The sequence below is a fragment of the Streptomyces sp. NPDC127100 genome (assembly GCF_042724095.1).
GTDB lineage: Bacteria > Actinomycetota > Actinomycetes > Streptomycetales > Streptomycetaceae > Streptomyces.
Window position 1 is genome coordinate 1 of record NZ_JBHXFL010000016.1, and the last position, 26,180, is coordinate 26,180.

14 protein-coding genes, 1 tRNA gene and 2 rRNA genes are annotated in these 26,180 nt (G+C 71.1%); 14 read left to right on the top strand and 3 right to left on the bottom strand.

Features of this window, described 5'->3' with window-relative positions; all coding sequences use genetic code 11:
• The 4 genes from ACFWJB_RS17230 to ACFWJB_RS17245 form a co-directional block, all read left to right on the top strand.
• Window positions 1–1,028 (top strand): 23S ribosomal RNA (locus ACFWJB_RS17230); the annotation flags it as partial.
• 87 nt (window positions 1,029–1,115) lie between these two features.
• Window positions 1,116–1,232, top strand: a 5S ribosomal RNA gene (gene rrf / locus ACFWJB_RS17235).
• A gap of 115 nt (window positions 1,233–1,347) precedes the next feature.
• Window positions 1,348–2,010, top strand: a complete 663-nt coding sequence (locus ACFWJB_RS17240; protein ID WP_385461885.1) for a DegT/DnrJ/EryC1/StrS family aminotransferase — start codon at window positions 1,348–1,350, stop codon at window positions 2,008–2,010.
• Between the two features lie 77 nt (window positions 2,011–2,087).
• Window positions 2,088–2,163 (top strand) — tRNA-Thr (locus ACFWJB_RS17245).
• 55 nt (window positions 2,164–2,218) lie between these two features.
• On the opposite strand, the gene ACFWJB_RS17250 is transcribed toward ACFWJB_RS17245, so the two are convergent.
• Window positions 2,219–4,984, bottom strand: a complete 2,766-nt coding sequence (locus ACFWJB_RS17250; protein WP_385461882.1) for a SpoIIE family protein phosphatase — start codon at window positions 4,982–4,984, stop codon at window positions 2,219–2,221.
• Window positions 4,985–5,375: 391 nt separating this feature from the next.
• Here ACFWJB_RS17250 and ACFWJB_RS17255 point away from each other — a divergent pair, with 391 nt between their 5' ends.
• The 10 genes from ACFWJB_RS17255 (at window position 5,376) to ACFWJB_RS17300 (ending at window position 20,157) form a co-directional block, all read left to right on the top strand.
• The gene (locus ACFWJB_RS17255) at window positions 5,376–10,850 is read left to right on the top strand and encodes a HAMP domain-containing protein (protein ID WP_385461879.1); all 5,475 of its coding nucleotides are present in this window, start codon (window positions 5,376–5,378) and stop codon (window positions 10,848–10,850) included.
• A 323-nt stretch (window positions 10,851–11,173) separates the two neighbouring features.
• Window positions 11,174–11,848: a two-component system response regulator gene (locus ACFWJB_RS17260; RefSeq protein ID WP_385461876.1), complete on the top strand. Its 675-nt coding sequence runs from the start codon at window positions 11,174–11,176 to the stop codon at window positions 11,846–11,848.
• A 141-nt stretch (window positions 11,849–11,989) separates the two neighbouring features.
• Window positions 11,990–14,734, top strand: a complete 2,745-nt coding sequence (locus ACFWJB_RS17265) for a DNA translocase FtsK (RefSeq protein ID WP_385461873.1) — start codon at window positions 11,990–11,992, stop codon at window positions 14,732–14,734.
• Window positions 14,735–14,997: 263 nt separating this feature from the next.
• The gene (locus ACFWJB_RS17270) at window positions 14,998–15,849 is read left to right on the top strand and encodes a helix-turn-helix domain-containing protein (RefSeq protein ID WP_385461870.1); all 852 of its coding nucleotides are present in this window, start codon (window positions 14,998–15,000) and stop codon (window positions 15,847–15,849) included.
• A 92-nt stretch (window positions 15,850–15,941) separates the two neighbouring features.
• Window positions 15,942–17,411, top strand: coding sequence for a 30S ribosomal protein S12 methylthiotransferase RimO (gene rimO / locus ACFWJB_RS17275; RefSeq protein ID WP_386923077.1), 1,470 nt, complete (start codon window positions 15,942–15,944; stop codon window positions 17,409–17,411).
• The gene (pgsA, locus tag ACFWJB_RS17280; RefSeq protein WP_385461864.1) at window positions 17,408–18,181 is read left to right on the top strand and encodes a CDP-diacylglycerol--glycerol-3-phosphate 3-phosphatidyltransferase; all 774 of its coding nucleotides are present in this window, start codon (window positions 17,408–17,410) and stop codon (window positions 18,179–18,181) included. The genes rimO and pgsA overlap by 4 nt, the downstream gene beginning before the upstream one ends.
• Window positions 18,178–18,723, top strand: coding sequence for a CinA family protein (locus ACFWJB_RS17285; RefSeq protein ID WP_386923079.1), 546 nt, complete (start codon window positions 18,178–18,180; stop codon window positions 18,721–18,723). Before pgsA ends, ACFWJB_RS17285 begins: the two co-directional genes overlap by 4 nt.
• 109 nt (window positions 18,724–18,832) lie before the next feature.
• Window positions 18,833–19,213: a helix-turn-helix domain-containing protein gene (locus ACFWJB_RS17290; RefSeq protein WP_161164858.1), complete on the top strand. Its 381-nt coding sequence runs from the start codon at window positions 18,833–18,835 to the stop codon at window positions 19,211–19,213.
• Window positions 19,214–19,396: 183 nt separating this feature from the next.
• The gene (locus ACFWJB_RS17295; protein ID WP_386923081.1) at window positions 19,397–19,867 is read left to right on the top strand and encodes a Dps family protein; all 471 of its coding nucleotides are present in this window, start codon (window positions 19,397–19,399) and stop codon (window positions 19,865–19,867) included.
• On the top strand, window positions 19,864–20,157 hold the full coding sequence (locus tag ACFWJB_RS17300) for a hypothetical protein (protein WP_386923083.1): 294 nt from the start codon (window positions 19,864–19,866) through the stop codon (window positions 20,155–20,157). Before ACFWJB_RS17295 ends, ACFWJB_RS17300 begins: the two co-directional genes overlap by 4 nt.
• 96 nt (window positions 20,158–20,253) lie before the next feature.
• On the opposite strand, the gene ACFWJB_RS17305 is transcribed toward ACFWJB_RS17300, so the two are convergent.
• On the bottom strand, window positions 20,254–21,093 hold the full coding sequence (locus ACFWJB_RS17305) for an Fpg/Nei family DNA glycosylase (RefSeq protein WP_385461850.1): 840 nt from the start codon (window positions 21,091–21,093) through the stop codon (window positions 20,254–20,256).
• An 18-nt stretch (window positions 21,094–21,111) separates the two neighbouring features.
• A complete protein-coding gene (locus tag ACFWJB_RS17310) occupies window positions 21,112–26,076 on the bottom strand; it encodes an ATP-dependent helicase (protein ID WP_386923085.1) in 4,965 nt (1,654 codons plus the stop codon).
• Between the last annotated feature and the right edge of the window lie 104 nt (window positions 26,077–26,180).

Sequence of the window (26,180 nt, forward strand, 5' to 3'; positions counted from 1 at the left end):
GGCGAAGCTGAGAACTTAAGCGCCAGTAAACGGCGGTGGTAACTATAACCATCCTAAGGTAGCGAAATTCCTTGTCGGGTAAGTTCCGACCTGCACGAATGGCGTAACGACTTCTCGACTGTCTCAACCATAGGCCCGGTGAAATTGCACTACGAGTAAAGATGCTCGTTTCGCGCAGCAGGACGGAAAGACCCCGGGACCTTTACTACAGTTTGATATTGGTGTTCGGTTCGGCTTGTGTAGGATAGCTGGGAGACTTTGAAGTCCATACGCCAGTATGGGTGGAGTCGTCGTTGAAATACCAGTCTGGTCGTGCTGGATGTCTAACCTGGGTCCGTGATCCGGATCAGGGACAGTGTCTGATGGGTAGTTTAACTGGGGCGGTTGCCTCCTAAAGAGTAACGGAGGCGCCCAAAGGTTCCCTCAGCCTGGTTGGCAATCAGGTGTTGAGTGTAAGTGCACAAGGGAGCTTGACTGTGAGACCGACGGGTCGAGCAGGGACGAAAGTCGGGACTAGTGATCCGGCGGTGGCTTGTGGAAGCGCCGTCGCTCAACGGATAAAAGGTACCCCGGGGATAACAGGCTGATCTTCCCCAAGAGTCCATATCGACGGGATGGTTTGGCACCTCGATGTCGGCTCGTCGCATCCTGGGGCTGGAGTCGGTCCCAAGGGTTGGGCTGTTCGCCCATTAAAGCGGTACGCGAGCTGGGTTTAGAACGTCGTGAGACAGTTCGGTCCCTATCCGCTGTGCGCGTAGGAGTCTTGAGAAGGGCTGTCCCTAGTACGAGAGGACCGGGACGGACGAACCTCTGGTGTGCCAGTTGTCCTGCCAAGGGCATGGCTGGTTGGCTACGTTCGGGAGGGATAACCGCTGAAAGCATCTAAGCGGGAAGCCTGCTTCGAGATGAGGACTCCCACCCACTTGATGGGGTAAGGCTCCCAGTAGACGACTGGGTTGATAGGCCGGATCTGGAAGCACCGTGAGGTGTGGAGGTGACCGGTACTAATAGGCCGAGGGCTTGTCCTCAGTTGCTCGCGTCCACTGTGTTGGTTCTGAAACCACGAACAACCCGTCCCCGGTCACAGGGGCGGCTGGTTGTCTGTTTCATAGTGTTTCGGTGGTCATAGCGTTAGGGAAACGCCCGGTTACATTCCGAACCCGGAAGCTAAGCCTTTCAGCGCCGATGGTACTGCAGGGGGGACCCTGTGGGAGAGTAGGACGCCGCCGAACAATCATTCAAAAGGGTTGGACCCCGAACTTCGGTTCCGGGTCCAACCCTTTTTTGATTGCCGTCACTTGACGTTCACGTGATGCAACCAGCATCGTCGGCATGAGTACTGCTGCCATGCTCAGCGCCGCCGGCGTAGGCATCAGCGACGAGGTCGTCGTGCCCGCCTTCGGGAACGCAGAGGTCGCCGAAAGTGTGGTCCAGATCGGTGCGTTGCCGGTGTTCGCCGACATAGATCCGGCGACGTACTGCCTCGACCCGTCCGCCGTGGAGGCGGCGCTGACCCCCCGCACCGCGGCCGTCGTCGCCGTGCACCGGTTCGGGCGGCCGGCGGACATGGCCCGGCTGCACGGGATCGGGGAGCGGCGCGGACTGCTCGTCCTGGCGCACGGGGAGTCCGACAGCCCGTACGACGAGACAGCGCAGCGCAGGGAGCGTGCGGCTTACCTCGACGCGAAGTTGAGGGGCGTGCACATCCCCGACGGGGGCGACGGGCACACCTATCAGCAGTACGTGGTCCGCGTGCCGGGCAACGGCCGCCCCGACCGGGACGCCTTCGCAAGAGCCGTACGCGGCAGGGGAGTCGACTGCCGGGTGCCGGTGAAGACACCGGTACACCGCATGGCCACGTTCCGGAGTTGTGTGTCCTTGCCGGTGACGGAGCGGGCCGCCGACGAGACGCTCGCGTTGCCGGTGGACGCCTCGCTGACGAAACGCGACATGCAGCGCATCGTGTCCGCGTGCAACGCGCTCGGAGGGCTGCTGCAACCCGCCCGGTAAAGCCGTGTTGGGAGCACCCGCATGTTCGGGGTATGATCTATTCCGTTGCCGCGAGGGAAACCTCGAAAAGGCGACAGGCCCCTATAGCTCAGTCGGTAGAGCGTCTCCATGGTAAGGAGAAGGTCAACGGTTCGATTCCGTTTGGGGGCTCCACCACGAAAGGCCCCGCCCATCGGGCGGGGCCTTTCGCATGCCCTGAACCGGGGTGTCAGTCGGTGTGCGGCTCCGGCACGCGCATCGCCAGGATCGCCATGTCGTCGGACGGCGCGTCCGACGCGAAACGCTCCACCGCACGCATGATGCGAGCCGCCACAGCGCCCGCCGTAAGTCCCGTGCACGTGGTCAGCACATCGGCGAGGCCGTCGTCCCCCAGCATGCGGGTGCCCTCGCGGCGCTCCGTGACGCCGTCCGTGACACAGAGCAGGACGTCGCCCGGGTCCAGGGTGACCGTCTCCTCGTAGAGTTCCAGGTCCTCGATGACGCCGAGGAGCGGCTGCGGTTCGGCCGCCGGTTCCACCGTGCCGTCCTGGCGCAGGCGCAGAGGCAGGGGATGGCCGGCGCACACGACCCTCAGCTCCGCGCTGCCGTCCTCCTGCGGACGCATCTCGCCGTACAGGAGCGTGAGGAAGCGGCTGCGGGCGCCCTCGTCCAGGATCGCGGAGTTGAGGCGCTCCAGGACCGCGGGCCCGCTCAGACCCTCCCGGGCCAGCAGACGCAGCGCATGCCGGGCCAGGCCCGTGACGGCCGCCGCGTTCGGGCCCGTACCGCAGACGTCGCCGATGGCGAAACCGTAGGCGCCGTCGCTGATCGGGAAGAGGTCGTAGAAGTCGCCGCCGACCTCGTTGCCCTCGCCGGCCGCGCGGTAGATGACCTCGACCTCGACGCCGTCGATCAGGGGAAGCTCGGGCGGCAGGAGGCTGCGCTGGAGGGACTGGCTGATGGCCGTGCGCTCCGAGTACAGACGGGCGTTGTCCAGGGCCAGGGCGGCTCGGCGGGACAGGTCCTCGGCGAGCTCCAGGATCTCCTGGCGGAAGTGCTCGTCGGTGGGCTTGCCCAGGGTCAGCATGCCGATGACGCGGTTGCGGGCGACCAGGGGCAGGACCACCGTCTCGCCGCCGACGGCGGAGGCCGTGGCCAGCGTCGGGCCGATGCCGGAGCCGACCTGCTGGGTGGAGCCGGCGCTCAGACCGAGGCTGCGCATGGAACTGCGCAGCGCCGCCTGGTGGGCGACCTCGGCGGGGGCCGTCCAGACGCGGGCGCCCGGTGTCGGCACCGGGTCGGGCGGGTCGATCTTCGAGAGGAGCGACTTGATGCCGTCGATCAGTTCCTCGTCCTCGTGCAGGACGTACGACAGATACGGGTCCGAGGCCTGGTCGGCGATGGTGTAGACGGCGCACCAGGTGGCCAGCGTCGGGACCGTCATCTGCGCCATGAGCGCCAGGGTCTGGTCCCGGTCCAGGGTGCCGGCGAGAAGGTCGGAGGCCTCGACGAGGAAGCTGAGCGAACCGCGGCGCAGCCGCTCCAGCTCGCCCAGCCGGGCCGACTCCACGGCCAGGGCGATGCGGTCCGCGGCGAACTGGAGGCGCAGCGCCTCCTCGTTGGAGTACCGGCCGGCGGCCTCGGCCGCGACGCCGAGGGAACCGGTGAGGCGGCCCTCGACCTTGAGGGGGACGGTGACGACGGAGCGCATCCCCGTGCCGTTCAGCAGGGGGACGGCACCGGGGACCGCGGCGAGGTCGTCGTGGACGGCGGGCATGCGCGCGGAACCGTAGCGGCCGGGGCCCGCCTCGACGGGGACACGGGCGAAGCGCTGGCGGGCGGAGGGCAGACCGGTGGAGGCGCGGACCTCCAACTCCGTTTCGTCGTCGGTGGCGAGCAGCAGGAAGGCGGCGTCGGCGTCCAGCATGTCGCGGGCGCGTTCGACGGTGCGCTGGAGGAGGCCGTCGAGGTCGTCCGGGGCGGGAGAGCCGATGAACACCTCGAAGGGGTCGGTGCTCGTGCCCTCGGAGGAGCCGCCGGAGTCGGAGGCGGGCACCCGCAGCGGGGTCTGCAGCACGGCACGCTCGTGATCGCGCACGAGGAGGCAGACCGTGGAAGGCTCCCCGCTAGCGTCACGGACACGCAGGTGGGAGGCGTAGACCGGCGCGACGCGTCCGTCGGCGCCCCTTATGCCGTAGCTCCCCTCCCAGCGGGAGAGCTGGAGCGCCTCGACGATGCCCGTACTGGTGCCCGGGGTGTGCGGCCAGGCGGCGAGGTCGGCCAGCGGCTTGCCGGTGACCTGCTCGGCCGGGTAGCCGAAGAGTTCCTCGGCGTCCTCGTTCCAGGCGGTGATGGCGCCGGTGCGGTCGATCTGGACGACCGCGACACGCACGCGGCCGTCGGCGACGGGCAGCAGCTCGGCCGGAAGGGCCGGGCCGGCGCTGCGGGTGCCGACCGCGCGCGCGGGCAGGTCCAGCTGGAACCAGACGTTCTTGTGCGTGGGCGTGTACTCGACGCCCCAGTGGCCGGCCAGGGCCGCGCAGAGCTGGAGGCCGCGCCCGCCCTCGCGGTCGGGGCTGCCCATGTTGACGGCCGCGCCCTGGATGGGGACCTCGCGCTCGGGGTAGCGGTCGGCCACCTCGATCCGCACGCCGTCGTCACTGCGCAGACACACCACGTCGGCCGCGGTACCGGCGTGCACGACGGCATTGGTCACCAGCTCGCTGGTGAGCACCACGGCATCGTCGACGATGTCGGCGTGGCCCCAGCCCTGGAGGGTGTCGCGGACGAAGGAACGTGCGCTCGCCACCGATCGTCCGACGGGCTCGAAACTGGCGGCCGCGCGCGCGGTGATCACAGAACTCCTCGACCCTCTCTCCACGTCCACATGCACCTGCACGGCCTCACGACCGCCCCGGTCGTGCCGCTGCTGCCGCAGGCCGTCCGTCGGCCCGGGATCCGGGGGCTGCTCCCCCGGGATCAGTCCGGTGGTCATGTGTCCGGCCGCCCCTCCGATGCCCGCTCCGTCTCGTGCCACCGCCCAGGCCGGACGGAACCGGCACGGCTGGACAGCCGCATGCAAGGTTACTTACCTTCGCCGCCCCCGCGGATGCCGGTCTGCAGTGTTTCCGCCCAGAGGGTGTGCGGACGATGTGCGAAGCTGCCGAACTGTTATGGCCTGGTTCGGCAGGGGTGAAACACTGGGCAGGCTTCCTGTGTGCGTCCGCGCAGGCCGAATGCCGAGCGGGCTCATTGGGCAGCAGCCCTGGCAGCGGCCCGGTGGGCCGGCCCGGGCACATGGCGGCACAGAAGCACCTGGCAGTAACCGGTCACCGTGAGGCGCACCGGGCACAGCAGTAACGGTCGACCCCTGCGGGAGGGACACAGTGGAGTCTGGCGCAGCGACGCGGGCCACGAAGACGCGCGCGAAAGGCGGACAGTCCCTGAGTAAGCAGGGCACGGCACGAGGCGGGACGACGACGGTCGACACGGCCGCGCTGAACCGGCTGCTCGCGGCCCTCGTGGCCATGCGGCAGGGAAACTTCCGCAAACGGCTCACGGTGTCGGGCGACGGCGTGATGTCGGAGATCGCGGCCGTCTTCAACGAGGTGGCCGACCGCAATCTGCACCTCACCGGCGAGCTGGCGCGGGTGCGGCGCATGGTCGGGCGGGAGGGCAAGCTCACGGAGCGGCTGGAGACGGGGGCCTGCGAAGGGTCCTGGGCCACCGCGATCGACAACTCCAACGCGCTCGTCGACGACCTCGTGCGGCCCGTCTCCGAGGTCAGCCGGGTGTTGTCGGCGGTGGCGGACGGTGACCTGTCGCCCCGCATGGAACTGCGGACGCAGACGGCGGAGGGTACCGGGCATCCGCTGCGCGGGGAGTTCCTGAAGGTCGGACGGACCGTGAACAACCTGGTCGACCAGTTGTCGACGTTCACGGACGAGGTCACGCGGGTGGCCAGTGAGGTCGGAACCGAGGGCAAGCTGGGCGGGCAGGCCCAGGTGCGCGGCATGTCCGGTTCCTGGAAGGACCTCACGGACTCCGTCAACACCATGGCGTACCGGCTGACCGCGCAGGTGCGGGACATCGCGCTGGTGACGACGGCCGTGGCCAAGGGAGATCTGTCCCGGAAGGTCACGGTGCACGTGGCCGGCGAGATGCTGGAGCTGAAGAACACCGTCAACACGATGGTGGACCAGCTCTCCGCGTTCTCCTCCGAGGTGACACGCGTCGCCCGCGAGGTGGGCACCGAGGGTGCGCTGGGCGGCCAGGCCCAGGTGCCCGGGGTGGCGGGCGTGTGGAAGGAGCTGACCGACTCCGTCAACACCATGGCCGGGAACCTGACGGCCCAGGTGCGCGGGATCTCCGAGGTGACGACCGCGGTCGCCAACGGTGACCTGTCGCTGAAGGTCACCGTGCCGGCCCGCGGCGAGGTGGCGCAGCTCGCCGAGACGGTCAACCAGATGACCGAGACGCTGCGGATCTTCGCGGACGAGGTCACGAGGGTGGCCAACGAGGTCGGCGGCGAGGGACAGCTCGGCGGCCAGGCGAACGTGCCGGGGGCGGCGGGGATCTGGAAGGACCTGACCGACTCCGTCAACACCGTCTTCCGGAACCTGACCACTCAGGTGCGTGACATCGCCGCGGTGACGACGGCGGTGGCCAACGGCGACCTGTCGCAGAAGGTCACCGTCGACGTGGCCGGCGAGATGCTGGAGCTGAAGAACACCGTCAACACGATGGTGGACCAGCTGTCCGCCTTCGGTGCCGAGGTCACCCGGGTGGCCCGGGAGGTCGGTGTCGAGGGTGAGCTGGGCGGCCAGGCGCAGGTGCCGGGCGCGGCGGGCACGTGGAAGGACCTCACGGACTCGGTCAACACGGCGTTCCGCAACCTCACCGGTCAGGTCAGGAACATCGCGCAGGTGACGACGGCCGTGGCCAACGGCGACCTGTCGCAGAAGGTCACCGTGGACGTCTCCGGCGAGATGCTCCAGCTGAAGAACACCGTCAACACGATGGTGGACCAGCTCTCCAGCTTCGCCGACCAGGTGACCCGGATGGCGCGGGACGTGGGCACCGAGGGCCGCCTCGGCGGTCAGGCCCGCGTCGACGGGGTGTCGGGCACCTGGAAGGAGCTCACGGACTCCGTCAACTCGATGGCGGGGAACCTGACCTCCCAGGTGCGCAACATCGCGCAGGTGACGACGGCCGTGGCCCGCGGCGACCTCTCCCAGAAGATCGACGTCGACGCGCGCGGGGAGATCCTGGAGCTGAAGAACACCATCAACACGATGGTGGACCAGCTGTCGTCGTTCGCCGAGCAGGTCACGCGGGTGGCCCGCGAGGTGGGCACGGAGGGCCGTCTCGGCGGTCAGGCGCAGGTGCCCGGGGTCGCCGGGGTGTGGCGCGACCTGACCGACTCGGTGAACGGCATGGCTGGCAACCTCACCGCGCAGGTCCGCAACATCGCGCAGGTCGCGACGGCGGTGGCCCGCGGTGACCTGTCCCAGAAGATCACCGTGGACGCGCGCGGGGAGATCCTGGAGCTCAAGAACACGCTGAACACGATGGTGGACCAGCTGTCGTCGTTCGCGCAGGAGGTCACGCGCGTCGCGCGGGAGGTCGGTACCGAGGGCATCCTGGGCGGCCAGGCCGAGGTGCAGGGCGTCTCCGGCACCTGGAAGGACCTCACGCAGTCCGTGAACGGCATGGCCAACAACCTGACCATGCAGGTCCGCAACATCGCCGAGGTCACCACCGCCGTGGCCAAGGGCGACCTGTCGAAGAAGATCACCGTCGACGCCAAGGGCGAGATCCTCGAGCTCGTCACCACCGTCAACACCATGGTCGACCAGCTGTCGTCGTTCGCCGAGCAGGTCACGCGGGTGGCGCGCGAGGTGGGTACCGAGGGCATCCTCGGCGGGCAGGCCCACGTGCCCGGTGTGGTGGGCATCTGGAAGGACCTCAGCGACAACGTCAACCTGATGGCGAAGAACCTCACCGTGCAGGTGCGGAACATCTCCCAGGTGGCCGCCGCCGTCGCCAACGGCGACCTGACGCGGACGGTGACCATCGAGGCGCGCGGCGAGGTCGCGCAGCTCGCCGAGACCTTCAACACCATGGTGAAGACGCTGAGTTCGTTCGCGGACCAGGTCACCAAGGTGGCCCGCGAGGTGGGTACGGACGGCATCCTCGGCGGGCAGGCGCACGTGCCGGGCGTGTCCGGCACGTGGAAGGACCTCACCGAGTCGGTGAACCAGATGGCGTCCAACCTGACCGGTCAGGTGCGCAACATCGCCATGGTCACGACCGCCATCGCCAAGGGCGACCTGACCAAGAAGATCGACATCGACGCGCGGGGCGAGATCCTCGAGCTGAAGACCACGATCAACACCATGGTCGACCAGCTGTCCTCCTTCGCCGAGGAGGTGACCCGCGTGGCCCGCGAGGTGGGCACGGAGGGCCAGCTCGGCGGACAGGCGCGGGTGCGGGACGTGGACGGCACCTGGCGGGACCTGACCGAATCCGTGAACGAGATGGCCGGGAACCTGACCCGGCAGGTGCGCGCCATCGCGCGGGTGGCGACCGCGGTGACCCGCGGCGACCTGAACCTGAAGATCGACGTGGACGCCTCCGGGGAGATCTCCGAGCTCCAGGACTACATCAACAAGATGATCGCCAACCTGCGCGACACCACGATCGCCAACAAGGAGCAGGACTGGCTCAAGGGCAATCTCGCCCGCATCTCCGCGCTGATGCAGGGGCGCCGGGACCTCCAGGACGTGGCCTCGCTGATCATGAGCGAGCTGACCCCGGTGGTGTCGGCGCAGCACGGCGCGTTCTTCCTGGCCATGCCGCTGGTCGACGGCCAGGAGCTCGCCGCCGCCCACGACGACCAGTACGAGCTGCGGATGCTCGGCTCGTACGGCTACTCGATGGGCTCCATGCCGACGTCCTTCCGGCCGGGGGAGGCCCTGGTCGGTACGGCCGCCCAGGAGAAGCGCACCATCCTCGTGGAGAACGCGCCGACCGGTTATCTGAAGATCTCCTCCGGGCTCGGGGAGGCCCCGCCGGCCCAGGTGATCGTCCTGCCGGTGCTGTTCGAGGGGAAGGTGCTCGGCGTCATCGAGCTGGCGTCCTTCACGCCGTTCACGCAGATCCAGAAGGACTTCCTCAACCAGATCGCCGAGATGATCGCGACGAGCGTCAACACCATCTCCGTCAACACCAAGACGGAGGTGCTGCTGAAGCAGTCGCAGGAGCTGACCGAGCAGCTGCGCGAGCGTTCCGCGGAGTTGGAGCAGCGGCAGAAGGCGCTGCAGTCGTCCAACGCCGAACTGGAGGAGAAGGCCGAGCTGCTGGCCCAGCAGAACCGCGACATCGAGGTGAAGAACACCGAGATCGAGGAGGCCCGGCAGGTCCTGGAGGAGCGGGCCGAGCAGCTCGCGGTCTCCATGCGCTACAAGAGCGAGTTCCTGGCCAACATGTCGCACGAGCTGCGTACGCCGCTCAACTCCCTGCTGATCCTGGCCAAGCTGCTCGCCGACAACGCCGACGCGAACCTGTCCCCGAAGCAGGTCGAGTTCGCCGAGACCATCCACGGCGCCGGCTCCGACCTGCTCCAGCTCATCAACGACATCCTCGACCTGTCGAAGGTCGAGGCGGGCAAGATGGACGTCTCCCCGACGCGCATCGCGCTCGTCCAGCTCGTGGACTACGTGGAGGCCACGTTCCGGCCGCTGACCGCGGAGAAGGGCCTCGACCTGTCGGTGCGGGTGTCGCCCGAGCTGCCCGCCACCCTGCACACCGACGAGCAGCGGCTGCTCCAGGTGCTGCGCAACCTGCTGTCCAACGCGGTGAAGTTCACCGACTCGGGAGCGGTCGAGCTGGTCATCCGGCCCGCCCGGGACGACGTGCCGCAGGCCATCCGGGAGCAGCTGCTGGAGGCCGGCTCGATGACCGACCCGGACGGGCAGCTGATCGCGTTCTCCGTGAGCGACACGGGCATCGGGATCGCGGCCAGCAAGATGCGGGTGATCTTCGAGGCGTTCAAGCAGGCCGACGGCACCACCAGCCGCAAGTACGGCGGTACGGGCCTCGGGCTGTCCATCTCCCGGGAGATCGCGCAGCTGCTGGGCGGCGAGATCCACGCCCAGAGCGAGCCGGGCCGGGGCTCGACGTTCACCCTCTACCTGCCGCTGCACCCGAGCGAGCTGCCGGCGCACGGCTACCAGCAGGCGGTGCCGGCCCTCGAGGCGGGCGAGCTGCTGGCCTCCGCGAGCGCCCCGGCGGAGACGCCGGAGCCGCAGGCCGAGACGCCGGCCGAGGTGAAGTCGTACCAGGACTCGCAGAACGGTGCCGCCGCGCTGTTCCGGCGCCGCCGCAGGGCGGTGCCGGAGCCCGGGGAGCAGGCCGCTCCGCGGGAGCAGCGGCCGGCCGGTGACCAGGACGCGGCGCCGCAGTCGCACCGGGGCATCCGGTTCGGCGGCCAGAAGGTGCTGATCGTCGACGACGACATCCGCAACGTCTTCGCCCTCACCAGCGTCCTGGAGCAGCACGGCCTGTCCGTGCTGTACGCCGAGAACGGCCGGGAGGGCATCGAGGTCCTGGAGCAGCACGAGGACGTCGCGGTCGTCCTGATGGACATCATGATGCCCGAGATGGACGGGTACGCGACGACGACGGCGATCCGCCGGATGCCGCAGTTCGCCGGGCTCCCGATCATCGCGCTGACCGCCAAGGCGATGAAGGGCGACCGGGAGAAGGCGATCGAGTCGGGTGCCTCCGACTACGTCACCAAGCCGGTCGACCCCGACCACCTGCTGACGGTGATGGAGCAGTGGATGCGGGAGGAGTGAGCGGCACGTCCCGGCGGCGATGTGCGAACGTGGTGGATGTGAGCGCGGCGGGGCCCCGGTGAACGCGCCGGGCCGCTGACTCGGTGTGGCCGACCTCGTGTAGAAGTACGGGATTCGGGGAACCTTCTGGTCTCCCGTCGCGTTCCTGCTACGTACACAGTGACATCGCGGTGACAGGGTGTGGCGACAGGCGGGGTGCGGCTACGATGACCGGCACAAGGACGGGCGACGCAAGGGAGTCGCCCCCTGGGGCGGCACCCGCCGGTGCTGCCCCAAGTCCTGCGGACAGGGGAGGCCCCACGCCGGGGCGAGGAGGGCGGGCCATGGTGCAGAAGGCCAAGATCCTCCTGGTCGATGACCGGCCGGAGAATCTGCTGGCGCTGGAGGCGATCCTCTCGGCGCTCGATCAGACGCTGGTGCGGGCATCGTCCGGGGAGGAAGCACTCAAAGCACTGCTCACGGACGACTTCGCGGTCATTCTGCTGGACGTCCAGATGCCGGGCATGGACGGTTTCGAGACAGCCGCCCACATCAAGCGGCGGGAGCGGACCCGGGACATCCCGATCATCTTCCTCACCGCGATCAACCACGGCCCGCATCACACCTTCCGCGGGTACGCGGCCGGCGCGGTGGACTACATCTCGAAGCCGTTCGACCCGTGGGTGCTGCGCGCCAAGGTCTCCGTCTTCGTCGAGCTGTACATGAAGAACTGCCAGCTGCGCGAGCAGGCGGCCCTGCTGCGCCTGCAGTTGGAGGGCGGCGGCAAGGCCGCGGGCGTGGAGACCAAGGAGTCGGCGGGACTGCTCGCCGAGCTGTCGGCGCGGCTGGCGGCCGTCGAGGAGCAGGCCGAAGCGCTCTCCAAGCAGTTGGGCGACGAGTCGACCGACGCGGCGGCGGTGGCGACCGCGGCCCACTTGGAGCGCAAGCTCACTGGCCTGCGCCGCGCGCTGGACGCCCTCGAACCGGGCTCGTCCGGAGGCCAGCCCGCGGTGAACTGAGGCTGTCGGTGGGGCGGTCCGTGAAAACACGTCAGCGTCCGCGTCCACCACGTCAGTTCCGGACACGCCCGCGGACGACACGAACGGGTGAAGCGGTAGGCACACGTGTCGACCGCCGTCTCCACCGGTAACCTCACACCCATGGCCTCACGTCCCTCCGCAGCCAAGAAGCAGCCCGCCAAGAAGGCGGCGGCTCCCGCGAAGGCTCCGGCGAGGAAGGCCGCCGCGAAAAAGGCACCCGCGAAGAGGGCGCCCGCCAAGAAGGCCGCGGCGAGGAAGCCCGCGCCCGTACCGGTGTCGAGCCCGACCGGCGGCGTCTACCGGCTCGTGCGCGCCCTCTGGCTGGGCATCGCGCACGCCGTCGGCGCCGTCTTCCGCGGCATAGGCCAGGGCGCGAAGAACCTCGACCCGGCGCACCGCAAGGACGGCGTCGCGCTGCTGCTGCTCGGCATGTCGCTGATCGTCGCGGCCGGCACCTGGGCCGACCTCAAGGGCCCGGTCGGCGAACTCGTCGAGATCCTGGTGACCGGAGCCTTCGGCCGGCTCGACCTCCTCGCGCCGATCCTGCTCGGCGCCGTCGCCGTGCGCCTGATCCGGCATCCGGAGAAACCCGAGGCCAACGGCCGGATCGTGATCGGCCTGTCCGCCCTCGTCGTGGGTGTCCTCGGCCAGGTGCACATCGCCTGCGGCTCGCCCGCGCGCAGCGCCGGCATGCAGGCCATAAGGGACGCCGGCGGCCTGATCGGCTGGGGGGCGGCGACCCCGCTGTCGTACACGATGACCGACGTACTCGCCGTGCCGCTGCTCGTGCTGCTCACGGTCTTCGGGCTGCTGGTCGTCACGGCCACCCCGGTCAACGCCATCCCGCAGCGCCTGCGGCTGCTCGGCGTGCGCCTCGGACTCGTCAGCGACCCGGAGGCGGAGGAGTTCACCGACGACGACGAGCGGTACGACGAGCAGTGGCGCGAGTCGCTGCCCGCCCGCCCCCGAAGGCGCGGGGGACCGCCCGCCGGGGAGCCGTACGACACCGACGGCGACGAGCAGGAGGCGCCCGGCCGCCGCCGCGGCCGGCCCCGCCGGTCCGCCGTGCCGCAGCCCGACGCGAACCGTCCGATGGACGCCGTGGACGTCGCCGCCGCGGCCGCCGCCGCGCTCGACGGCGCCGTCCTGCACGGGATGCCGCCGTCCCCGCTCGTCGCCGACCTCACCCAGGGCGTCAGCACGGGGGAGCGCGAGTCGACGACACCGACCCCCACGCCCGTACCGGCCGCGCGCCCGCAGCCCGGCAAGCTCAGGAAGGAGCCGTCCGGGCAGGGACCGGCCAAGGTGGAGGTGCCCGACCTCACCAAGACCCCGCTGCCCCAGGAGCGGGAACTGCCGCCGCGTGCCGAGCAGCTCCAGCTCTCCGGCGACATCACCTACTCCCTGCCGGCCCTCGACCTGCTCACGCGTGGCGGCCCCGGCAAGTCCCGCAGCGCCGCCAACGACGCCGTCGTGGCCTCGCTCACCACGGTCTTCACCGAGTTCAAGGTCGACGCGGCCGTCACCGGCTTCACCCGCGGTCCGACGGTCACGCGGTACGAGGTCGAGCTCGGGCCCGCCGTGAAGGTGGAGCGGATCACCGCGCTGACCAAGAACATCGCCTACGCCGTCGCCAGCCCCGACGTGCGGATCATCAGCCCGATCCCCGGCAAGTCCGCGGTCGGCATCGAGATCCCCAACACCGACCGCGAGATGGTCAACCTCGGCGACGTGCTGCGGCTCGCGGAGTCCGCCGAGGACGACGACCCGATGCTGGTCGCCTTCGGCAAGGACGTCGAGGGCGGCTACGTTATGCACTCGCTGGCGAAGATGCCGCACATGCTGGTCGCCGGCGCCACCGGGTCCGGCAAGTCGTCCTGCATCAACTGCCTGATCACCTCGATCATGATGCGGGCGACCCCGGAGGACGTCCGGATGATCCTGGTCGACCCCAAGCGCGTCGAGCTGACGGCCTACGAGGGCATCCCGCACCTGATCACGCCGATCATCACCAACCCCAAGCGGGCCGCCGAGGCACTCCAGTGGGTCGTGCGCGAGATGGACCTGCGCTACGACGACCTCGCGGCCTACGGCTACCGGCACATCGACGACTTCAACCGCGCGGTGCGCGAGGGCAAGGTCAAGCCGCCCGAGGGCAGCGAGCGCGAGCTCCAGCCCTACCCGTACCTGCTGGTGATCGTGGACGAGCTGGCCGACCTCATGATGGTCGCGCCGCGGGACGTCGAGGACGCGATCGTGCGGATCACGCAGCTCGCGCGCGCGGCCGGCATCCACCTGGTGCTCGCCACGCAGCGGCCGTCGGTCGACGTCGTCACCGGCCTGATCAAGGCGAACGTGCCCTCCCGGCTGGCCTTCGCCACCTCCTCGCTCGCCGACTCGCGGGTCATCCTCGACCAGCCCGGCGCGGAGAAGCTGATCGGCAAGGGCGACGGCCTCTTCCTGCCGATGGGCGCGAACAAGCCGACCCGCATGCAGGGCGCGTTCGTGACCGAGGAGGAGGTCGCGGCCGTCGTCCAGCACTGCAAGGACCAGATGGCGCCCGTCTTCCGGGACGACGTCACCGTCGGCACCAAGCAGAAGAAGGAGATCGACGAGGACATCGGCGACGACCTCGACCTGCTGTGCCAGGCGGCCGAGCTGGTCGTCTCCACGCAGTTCGGGTCGACCTCGATGCTCCAGCGCAAGCTGCGCGTCGGCTTCGCCAAGGCCGGACGCCTGATGGACCTGATGGAGTCGCGCAACATCGTCGGACCGAGCGAGGGCTCCAAGGCACGTGACGTTCTTGTGAAGGCCGACGAGCTGGACGGCGTGCTCGCGGTGATCCGGGGGGAGTCCGAGGGGTAGGGAACGGTACGCGCGAATCCCCTCGCGTGGCGGATCGGGACGGCCGGCCGGCCGATCGTGACTCACCCGTTAGGGATCATCGGGCAACCGTTCCCCCATGGTGCACGTCAAGTTGAGGGAAGCGACAAAGAGGTGCACCACCGTCGGGACACGAAGCCATACCGATGGCGTACAAGTCCCGCCGTCCGGTTGCCCCACCCGTTTGTACCCCCCATAGACTGAACGTCCAGCACAGGCGGCTAAAACGCTCGAAAGGCGCCCCCGTGTCCATCGGCAACTCCCCTGAAGACGAGCGTCCGATCGAAGGCGTGTCCGAAGACGTTTCTGAGGAAGCCCGCCCCTCCGTCGGCCGTGCCCTGCAACAGGCGCGCATCGCCGCCGGGTTGACCGTCGACGACATCAGCAGCGCCACCCGTGTCCGCATCGCCATCGTGCACGCCATCGAGGCCGACGACTTCGGTCCGTGCGGCGGCGACGTCTACGCCCGCGGCCACATCAGGACCCTGGCCAAGGCCGTCCGCCTCGACCCCGCCGAGCTGCTCGCCCGGTACGAGGCCGATCACGGCGGACGCCCGGCCCCGACCCCCGCCGCGCCCCTGTTCGAGGCGGAGCGCATCCGTCCGGAGCGGCGCGGACCCAACTGGACCGCGGCGATGGTCGCCGCGATCGTCGCCGTCATCGGCTTCGTCGGCTTCACGTTCGTCAAGGGCGGCGACGACGGCGGCTCCGAGGCGAGCGTCGCCGAGGGCGCCCAGCCGACGGCCGGGCAGTCCGCCTCGGCGACCGCCTCGCCCAGGAAGCCGGCCGACCCCAGGCCGGACCCCAGCGACAGCGCCATCGCCGCCGCGCCGCGGGACAAGGTGACCGTCAAGGTCAGCGCCACCGACGGCCGCAGCTGGATCTCGGCCAAGGACCACAGCGGCCGGCTGCTCTTCGACGGCCTGCTCAAGCAGGGCGAGTCCAAGACCTTCCAGGACAACGAGAAGGTCAACCTCGTCCTCGGCGACGCCGGCGCCATCCAGCTCTACGTCAACGGCAAGAAGATCGAGGACGACTTCCAGCCGGGAGCCGTGGAGCGGCTGACGTACACGAAGGGCGACCCGCAGGTCGGCTGAGCGGACCCGGGGTACGCGTCGTCAAGGGGTTGGCCGGGATCGGCCAACCCCTTCGACATGGGCCGTCGGCGGGACGAAGTAGTCTTGAGCCCATGCCTGAAAGCCGTACCGTCGCACTGGTCACCCTTGGCTGCGCCCGTAACGAGGTGGACTCGGAGGAGCTCGCAGGCCGTCTGGAGGCGGACGGCTGGAAGCTCGTCGAGGACGCCGAGGAAGCGGACGTCGCCGTCGTGAACACGTGCGGCTTCGTCGAGGCCGCCAAGAAGGACTCCGTGGACGCCCTCCTGGAGGCCAACGACCTCAAGGGCCACGGCAGAACCCAGGCCGTGGTGGCCGTGGGCTGCATGGCCGAGCGGTACGGCAAGGAGCTCGCCGAGGCCCTTCCCGAGGCCGACGGCGTCCTGGGCTTCGACGACTACGCCGACATCTCCGACCGGCTCCAGACCATTCTCAGCGGCGGCGTGCACGCCGCCCACACCCCGCGCGACCGGCGCAAGCTGCTGCCGATCAGCCCCGCCGAGCGCCAGGAGGCCGGCGCGGCCGTCGCCCTGCCGGGGCACGGCCCCGCCGACCTGCCCGAGGGCGTCGCCCCCGCCTCCGGCCCGCGCGCGCCCCTGCGCCGCCGCCTGGACGGCTCCCCGGTCGCCTCGGTGAAGCTGGCCTCCGGCTGCGACCGGCGCTGCTCCTTCTGCGCCATCCCCTCCTTCCGGGGCTCCTTCATCTCGCGCCGCCCGAGCGACGTGCTGAACGAGACGCGGTGGCTGGCCGAGCAGGGCGTGAAGGAGGTCATGCTGGTCTCCGAGAACAACACCTCCTACGGCAAGGACCTCGGTGACATCCGCCTGCTGGAGTCCCTGCTGCCCGAGCTCGCCGAGGTCGACGGCCTCGAGCGGGTGCGCGTCAGCTACCTCCAGCCGGCCGAGATGCGCCCGGGCCTGATCGACGTGCTGACCTCGACGCCGAAGGTCATGCCCTACTTCGACCTGTCCTTCCAGCACTCCGCGCCGAACGTGCTGCGGGCGATGCGCCGCTTCGGTGACACCGACCGCTTCCTGGAGCTGCTGGACACCATCCGGACCAAGGCCCCCGAGGCGGGCGTGCGCTCCAACTTCATCGTCGGCTTCCCCGGCGAGACCGAGGCCGACCTCGCCGAGCTGGAGCGCTTCCTGAACCACGCGCGGCTGGACGCCATCGGCGTCTTCGGCTACTCCGACGAGGAGGGCACCGAGGCGGCCACGTACGAGGACAAGGTCGACGAGGACGTCGTCGCCGAGCGGCTGGCACGCGTGTCCCGGCTGGCCGAGGAACTCGTCTCGCAGCGGGCCGAGGAGCGGGTCGGCTCGACCGTGCGGGTACTCGTGGAGACGGTGGACGAGGACGGCGTGTACGGGCGGGCGGCCCACCAGGCGCCGGAGACGGACGGCCAGGTGCTGCTCACGGGCGGCGAAGGTCTGAGTGCCGGTCGTATGGTCGACGCGAAGGTGGTCGGTACGGAGGGTGTCGACCTGGTGGCCGAGCCGCTGCCGGGCTCGCCCGCGTGGAGCGAGGAGGCGGCCAGATGACCGGAGTCCCGGCGTCCGCGGCGGGCGGCTCCTCGAGCGCGCGCGCGACCGGGCCGCGCGGCGCCCCGGGCGGGGCGCAGGAACCGGCCGGGCGGACGACTTCGGGGGGTGCCGTGGAGCGGGGTGCGACCGAGGGCGGTGCCGCCGGGCGCGGTGGCAAGATCGCGGCCGCCGCCGTCAACCAGGCGAGCGTCTGGAACGTCGCGAATCTCCTGACGATGCTCCGGCTGTTCCTGGTGCCGGCGTTCGTCGCACTGATGCTGGGCAACGGCGGATACGACCCGGCCTGGCGCTCGTTCGCCTGGGCGTCCTTCGCCATCGCCATGATCACCGACCTCTTCGACGGTCACCTCGCCCGCACCTACAACCTCGTCACGGACTTCGGGAAGATCGCCGACCCCATCGCCGACAAGGCGATCATGGGGGCGGCGCTGATCTGTCTGTCGGCGCTGGGCGACCTGCCGTGGTGGGTCACGGCCGTCATCCTGGGCCGGGAACTCGGGATCACCCTGCTGCGTTTCCTGGTCATCCGGTACGGCGTCATCCCCGCGAGCCGCGGCGGAAAGCTGAAGACCCTCACCCAGGGGGTGGCCGTCGGCATGTACGTCCTGGCCCTGACGGGGCCCCTGGCCACCCTGAGGTTCTGGGTGATGGCCGCGGCGGTCGTGCTGACCGTGGTGACCGGACTGGACTATGTGAAGCAGGCCATCGTCCTGCGCCGGCAGGGAATCGCCGAGCGCAGAGCGGCGTTGAAGGGGACGGAAGGTTGAGCTCCACGGCTGCCGACGTCGTGCGACTACTCACGGTGAGGGGCGAGACCCTCGCGATCGCCGAGTCGCTGACCGGTGGTCTGGTGGCGGCCGGGATCACGGAGGTCCCGGGGGCGTCGAAGGTCTTCCGGGGTTCGGTGACCGCGTACGCCACGGAACTGAAGCGGGATCTGCTCGGAGTCGAGGCCGGCTTGCTGGCGGCTCGAGGAGCGGTGGATCCACAGGTCGCCGTGGAGATGGCGGCCGGAGTGCGCAAGGCACTGGGAGCCGACTGGGGCATCGCGACGACCGGCGTCGCGGGCCCCGATCCCCAGGACGGACAGCCGGTGGGCACGGTCTACGTGGCCGTGCACGGACCTGTCGCATCGTGTGAGGGTTCCGCCCCTGGCGGAAATGTGGAGGCGCTGCGGTTGAACGGCGACCGCGCGGAAATTCGTATGGAGAGTGTACGGAGCGTGCTCGCACTCCTTCTGAGGGAGCTTGCGGGCGAACAGACCGGGAATGAGCGGGCACAGGATACGGAACGGAACGGGGGGTTTTGATGTTTGCAGCCCTGAGTGAACACGACATCGCTCCCCGCACGGCCGCGGCGCGAGGCGGTACGGTGGGGCGTGAAGGATGCGGCTACGCGGTCCGAGGAGGGAGCCACCGATGATTCTGCTCCGTCGCCTGCTGGGTGACGTGCTGCGTCGGCAGCGCCAGCGCCAGGGCCGTACTCTGCGCGAAGTCTCCTCGTCCGCCCGAGTCTCACTCGGCTATCTCTCCGAGGTGGAGCGGGGGCAGAAGGAGGCGTCCTCCGAGCTGCTGTCCGCCATCTGCGACGCGCTGGACGTACGGATGTCCGAACTCATGCGGGAAGTGAGCGACGAGCTCGCCCTCGCGGAGCTGGCCCAGTCCGCCGCGGCCACGTCGAGCGAGTCCGTGCCCGCGCCGGTTCGTCCGATGCTGGGTTCCGTGTCGGTGGCCGGTGTGCCACCGGAACGAGTGACGATCAAGGCGCCTGCGGAAGCGGTGGACGTCGTCGCCGCCTGAGCGTTCGCACGTCGGCGTACGAGGCCCCGGCCAGGGCTTCTCCGGGAGACCGGAGGGGTGCGGTCGGGGTTTTTGCGTGTCCGGGCGCGAGCCGGCCGCAAGCGCGCGTCCGCCGGTTGCCGGTCCGTGGGCTTGCGGTCATCGTGGAAGGACATGCCCGGGGGAGAACCGACGGAGGTGCGGATGTACATCGTCAAGAGCCCCTTGTCCGACGCGAATCTCAAGATCGTGTCCGACGCGCTGCAGGGCGCCCTCGTCGACCTGGTGGACCTGGCGCTCGTCGCCAAGCAGATCCACTGGAACGTCGTCGGACCGCGTTTCCGCTCCGTGCATCTCCAGCTGGACGAGGTCGTCGACACCGCGCGCACGCACTCCGACACCGTGGCCGAACGCGCCTCGGCACTCGGCGTGTCACCGGACGGACGGGCCGCGACCGTCGCGGTCGGCAGCGGCATCGGCGTGACGCCGGAGGGTTGGGTGGACGACACCGCCGCGGTGGGGGCGATGGTCGACGCGCTGGGCGCGGCGATCACCCGGATGCGGGAACGGATCACCAGCACCGGGGACCCGGACCCCGTGAGCCAGGACATCTTCATCCGGATCACGGGCGACCTCGAGAAGCAGCATTGGATGTTCCAAGCCGAAAACGGATGACATCGGCGGCCGTGCGCCGGGCGGTCGCGCTCGGGCTCGGCGTGCTGTGGTGGTGGGCCGTGCTGCGTCTGGTGCTGGTGCCCGGCGCCGGGGTGGTCGAGGGAGCGGTCGCGGCCGGCGGATGGGGGCTGAGCGTCCTGCCCGTGCACTGTGTGCCGCACGGTCGGGCGGTGGGGGCCGTCGGCGCGGGACGCTGGCGCCGGGCCCTGCGGATGATGATGCGGGCCCCCGACTCCTCGCGTCCCGCGCGGGAGCCGCGCAGTGGTGCGCCGGGTCCCGGCGAGGAGTAGTGCGGGGCTGCCGTGGCCGTCGCGTCGCAGCGTCGGCCCGGCCGGCCCGGAGTCCCGGGCCGTGCTGCCGGCCGGCTGGGTCAGCGAGCCGGCGGGTCACCTCCCCGGGCGCCGCCTCCCGGCACCGGTGAAGCCGCCCGGCCGCGGCGCCGGGCCCGCCTGGCAGACGGGGCACCAGTACGTCGGGCGCTCACGGGAGCCGTCGCCCTGGTCGGCCAGACGGATGGACGTACCGCAGCGCAGGCACGGGCGGGGCGCGCGACCGTAGACGAACAGGTCCTGGCCGCGCAGGCCGGTCGTGCGACGGACCGGACGCTCGCGGTTGGCCTCCAGGAGCCTCTTGGCGAGCTCGGGCAGCTTCGCGGCCCGGTCGGCCGGCAGCTCGCCCACCGGCAGCCACGGGGTGACGCCGAGCAGGAAACAGAGCTCGCACTTGTAGACGTTGCCGATCCCGGCGAGATTGCGCTGGTCGAGCAGGGCCTCACCGAGGGAGCGGGCGGGATCCGCGCGGAGGTTGTCCAGGGCCCTCTCCGGGTCCCAGTCAGGGCCCAGCAGATCGGGGCCGAGATGACCCACGGCGCGCTCCTCCTCGGCGGTGCGCAGCAGTTCCACCACCGGGAGGCGGTAGCCGACGGCCGTACGCTCGGCGGTCTCGAGGACGACACGGATCTGGTACGCCGGGCCGCCGCTCCAGCGCTGGCCGGCGGCGAACACCTTCCAGGAGCCGTCCATCCTGAGGTGCGAGTGCAGCGTCAGGCCGCCCTCGATGCGGGTGAGCAGGTGCTTGCCGCGCGGGGTGACGTCCAGAACGGCACGGCCGGAGAGGTCGACCGTCGCGTACCGGGGCACGCGGAAGTCGCTGCGGGTCAGCGTCCTGCCCGCCAGTGCGCCGTGCAGCCTGCGTGCGGCCTGCCAGACCGTGTCTCCCTCGGGCATGGGTCAAGGGTGACAGGCTCACGCCCGGATGCGCAGGCCGCGCGGGGTGGCGATGAAACCCGCCTCCTCGAGGAGGGCACCGAAGGGGGACGTCAGGGCCGTGGCGCCGTTGATGCGTTCCACCGTGACCGTGCCGAGGGAACCCGCGCGGGCGGCGGCGGCGAGAGCCTCCGTGGCGGCGTGCAGAGCGGCGTCCTCGGCCGGCCGGCCGTCCGGGTCGGAGGGCCAGAGCAGCAGGGTCTTGCCACCGCGCTCCATGTAGAGCGCCGGCTCGCCCTCCACCAGCACCACCAGGGACCCCGCCTTGCGCCCCGGTTTGTGCGTGGCTCCGGCCGGGGGCTCGGGCCAGCTCAGGGCCGCGCCGTAGGCGTTCGCCGGATCGGCGGCGGCCAGGACGACGGCCCGGGAAGCGGGGGACGGGCGGGGGCGACGGCCGGGAGGACCGGCCTCGTAGGAGTCGCGCGGAAGACCGTAGCCGCCCTGCGAGCCACCGCCTCGCGGGCCCCCGGCACCCGGTTCGGCGTAGTCGCGCGGGGAGGCGTGGTCGTCCCGGGCCCGGGGCAGCGACCGGGCGGGCGAGAAGGCGTCCGCGGAACCGTCCGGGGCGTCGCCGTCACCGCCGGCCGCGAAGTCGTCGAAGGGGGCACGGCCGAAGGCCCAGTCGTCGGGGGCGGGGCCGTCGGGTGACGTGCGCTCGCCGGGGCCGCCGCCGAAGTCCGCCCGGCCGGGCGGACCCTCACCGCGCTCCCGGGCGTTGGCGACCGCGCGCAACCGGTCCACGGCGCCCTCCACGGCGAACTGTGCCGCGCCGAGCCCCTCCACGACATAGCCGCGCCGCGCCTGGCCGCTCTCCTCGAAGGCGGCCAGGATGCGGTACACCGCCGAGAAACCCCCTTCGACGCCCTCGGCGGCGACGGCGCCCCGGGTCACCACGCCGTGCCGGTCCAGGAGCGTGCGGGACAGGGCGTGGGCGCGCACCGTGGTGTCGGCCTCCCGGGCCGGGAGCAGCGACCAACGGCCCGCGACCGTCGGCGGACCGGTCCGGGACGTGGCGCGGGCGGCGGCCGTCAGCGAGCCGTAGCGGCCCCGCGGCACCGCGCGTTTGGCACGGTGGGCGGTCGCTCCCGCGGTGCGGCCCGAGCCCAGCAGGGAGCGCAGGGGTGCCAGCGTGTCGTTCGTCAGCCGCCCGGACCAGGCCAGGTCCCACAGGGCGTCGGCGAGCTGCGGGTCCGTGACGTCCGGGTGCGTGGTGGCACGGACCTGGTCGGCGATCTGCCGGAAGAACAGGCCGTAGCCGCCGGAGAGGCTGTCCAGGACGGACTGGTGCAGCGCGGTCGTCTCCAGCGGGTGCGGCGGCGGCAGGAGGACCGGTGCCGCGTCCGCGAGGTAGAGCGAGACCCAGCCGTCCTTGCCGGGAAGGGAGCCCGCTCCCGCCCACACCACCTCGCCGGCGGCCGTGAGCTCGTCCAGCATCGCCGGCGTGTAGTTCGCCACCCGGGACGGCAGGACGAGCTTCTCCAGGGCGGACGCCGGCACGGAGGCACCCTGCAACTGCTCGACCGCCCGGACCAGCCCGTCGACGCCGCGCAGCGTGTGTCCCTTGCCGATGTGCTGCCACTGGGGCAGGAACTGGCCGAGCGCGGCCGGCGGCACCGGCTCCAGCTCGTGCCGCAGCGCGGCCAGGGAGCGGCGCCGCAGCCGGCGCAGCACCGTCGCGTCGCACCACTCCTGGCCGATCCCGGCCGGATGGAACTCGCCCTGCACGACCCGCCCCGCCGCGGCGAGCCGCTGAAGGGCGCCCTCGGTGACCGCCACGCCCAGACCGAAACGGGCGGCGGCGGTGACCGACGTGAACGGCCCGTGGGTGCGGGCGTGCCGGGCGAGGAGGTCGCCGAGCGGGTCCTTGACCGGCTCGGTGAACGCCTCGGGCACACCGACGGGCAGTGCCGTGCCCAGCGCGTCGCGCAGCCGGCCCGCGTCCTCGATCGCCGCCCAGTGGTCGGCCCCCGCGATCCGCACCTTGATCGCCCGCCGGGCGGCTGCCAGCTCGGGGGCCCACTGCGGCTCCGCGCCCCGCTCCGCGAGCTCGGTGTCCGTGAGCGGGCCGAGCACGCGCAGCAGGTCCGCGACGCCCTCCGGGTCCTTGATGCGCCGGTCCTCGGTGAGCCACTGCAGCTCGCGCTCCAGCTCGCCCAGCACGTCCGCGTCGAGCAGTTCGCGCAGTTCCGCCTGGCCGAGCAGCTCGGCCAGCAGCCGCGAGTCCAGCGACAGGGCGGCGGCCCGGCGCTCCGCGAGCGGCGAGTCGCCCTCGTACAGGAACTGGGCGACGTACCCGAAGAGCAGGGAGCGGGCGAACGGGGAGGGCTCCGGGGTGGTGACCTCGACCAGGCGCACCTTGCGGGACTCCACGTCGCCCATCAGCTCGACCAGGCCGGGCACGTCGAAGACGTCCTGGAGGCACTCGCGGACCGCCTCCAGGACGATCGGGAACGAGCCGTACTCGCTCGCCACCTCGAGCAGCTGCGCGGCGCGCTGGCGCTGCTGCCACAGCGGGGTGCGCTTGCCGGGACTGCGGCGCGGCAGCAGCAGCGCACGGGCGGCGCACTCCCGGAACCGGGACGCGAACAATGCCGATCCGCCCACCTGGTCGGTGACGACCCGGTCGACGTCACCCTTGTCGAAGACGACGTCGCCCGCGCCCACGGGGGCCTGCTCGGCGTCGTACTCGCGCCCCGGCCGCGAGGGCTCCTGGTCGAGCAGGTCAAGGCCCATCAGATCCGCGTCCGGCAGGCGCAGCACGATGCCGTCGTCGGCGTGCATGACCTGGGCGTCCATGCCGTACCGCTCGGACAGGCGGGCGCCGAGCGCGAGCGCCCACGGGGCGTGCACCTGGGCGCCGAAGGGCGAGTGCACCACGACGCGCCAGTCGCCCAGCTCGTCCCGGAAGCGCTCCACGACGATCGTGCGGTCGTCGGGCACATGGCCGCACGCCTCGCGCTGCTCGTCGAGGTACGCCAGCACGTTGTCCGCCGCCCAGGCGTCCAGGCCCGCCGTGAGCAGGCGCAGCCGGGCGTCCTCCTTCGTGAGGGCACCGACCTCGCGCAGGAACGCGCCCAGCGCGCGGCCCAGCTCGAGGGGACGGCCCAGCTGGTCGCCCTTCCAGAACGGCAGCCGACCCGGTACGCCGGGAGCGGGGGAGACCAGCACCCGGTCGCGCGTGATGTCCTCGATGCGCCAGGAGCTCGTGCCGAGCGTGAAGACGTCCCCGACCCGGGACTCGTACACCATCTCCTCGTCGAGCTCGCCGACCCGGCCGCCGCCCTTCTTGGGGTCGGCGCCGGCGAGGAACACCCCGAAGAGCCCGCGGTCGGGGATCGTCCCGCCGGAGGTGACGGCGAGGCGCTGTGCGCCTGGACGGCCGGTGACGGTCCCGGTGACCCGGTCCCACACCACGCGCGGGCGCAGCTCGGCGAAGGCGTCGGAGGGGTAACGGCCCGCGAGCATGTCCAGGACGGCCGTGAAGGCCGACTCCGGCAGGGAGGCGAAGGGAGCGGCGCGGCGGACGGTCGTGAGCAGGTCGTCGACCTGCCAGGTGTCCAGCGCGGTCATCGCGACCAGCTGCTGGGCCAGGACGTCCAGCGGGTTGGCGGGGATCCTCAGGGCCTCGATGGCGCCGCTGCGCATCCGCTCGGTGACCACGGCGGCCTGCACCAGGTCACCGCGGTACTTGGGGAAGACCACGCCCGTGGAGACCGCCCCGACCTGGTGGCCCGCGCGGCCGACGCGCTGGAGGCCGGAGGCGACGGAGGGCGGTGACTCGACCTGGACGACGAGGTCGACGGCGCCCATGTCGATGCCCAGCTCCAGGCTGGAGGTGGCGACCACGGCGGGCAGGCGGCCGGCCTTGAGGTCCTCCTCGACGAGGGCGCGCTGCTCCTTGGAGACCGAGCCGTGGTGGGCGCGGGCGATCACGGCCGGGGCGCCCTGGGCGGCCCCCGAGCCGCCCATGAGCTCCGCGGGTGAGTGGTGTTCTTCGAGGGGCTCGCCGGTCGCCCGCTCGTAGGCGATCTCGTTGAGCCTGTTGCACAGGCGCTCGGCCAGCCGGCGGGAGTTGGCGAAGACGATGGTGGACCGGTGCGACTGGACGAGGTCGGTGATCCGCTCCTCGACGTGCGGCCAGATCGACGGGCGCTCGGCGCCCTCGTTGCCGTCCGCGACCGGGGAGCCGCCGAGCTCGCCCAGGTCCTCGACCGGGACGACGACGGAGAGGTCGAACTCCTTGCCCGAGTCGGGCTGGACGATCTCCACCTTGCCGCGGGGGGCGAGGAACCGGGCGACCTCGTCCACCGGGCGGACCGTCGCCGACAGGCCGATGCGGCGGGCCGGCTTCGGCAGCAGCTCGTCCAGCCGCTCCAGGGTGAGCGCCAGATGGGCGCCGCGCTTGGTGCCCGCCACCGCGTGCACCTCGTCCAGGATCACCGTCTCCACGCCGGTCAGCGCCTCGCGCGTGGCCGACGTGAGCATCAGGAACAGGGACTCCGGCGTCGTGATCAGGATGTCCGGCGGGCGGGTGGCCAGGGCCCGGCGCTCGGCGGGCGGGGTGTCGCCCGACCGGATGCCGACCTTCACCTCGGGCTCGGGCAGACCGAGCCGGACGGACTCCTGGCGGATGCCGGTCAGCGGGCTGCGCAGGTTGCGCTCGACGTCGACGGCCAGGGCCTTGAGCGGAGACACGTACAGGACCCGGCAGCGCTTCTTCGGGTCGGCCGGCGGAGGTGTGGAGGCCAGCTGGTCCAGCGCGGCGAGAAAGGCGGCCAGCGTCTTGCCGGAACCGGTGGGGGCGACCACCAGCACGTCCGAGCCCTCCGAGATGGCCTGCCACGCACCCGCCTGGGCGGCGGTGGGCGCGGAGAAGGCACCCGTGAACCAGCCGCGGGTCGCGGGGGAGAAGCCGTCCAGGGCCCGGTGTGCGGAGCTGACCATGGATCCATCCTGCACCCGGGCACTGACAAACGGCCCGGGCCGGGCGACGGGGCGCCCGTCCGCCCGGCCCGGTCGGGGGCACGCCGACCGGGCAGGGCCGCCCG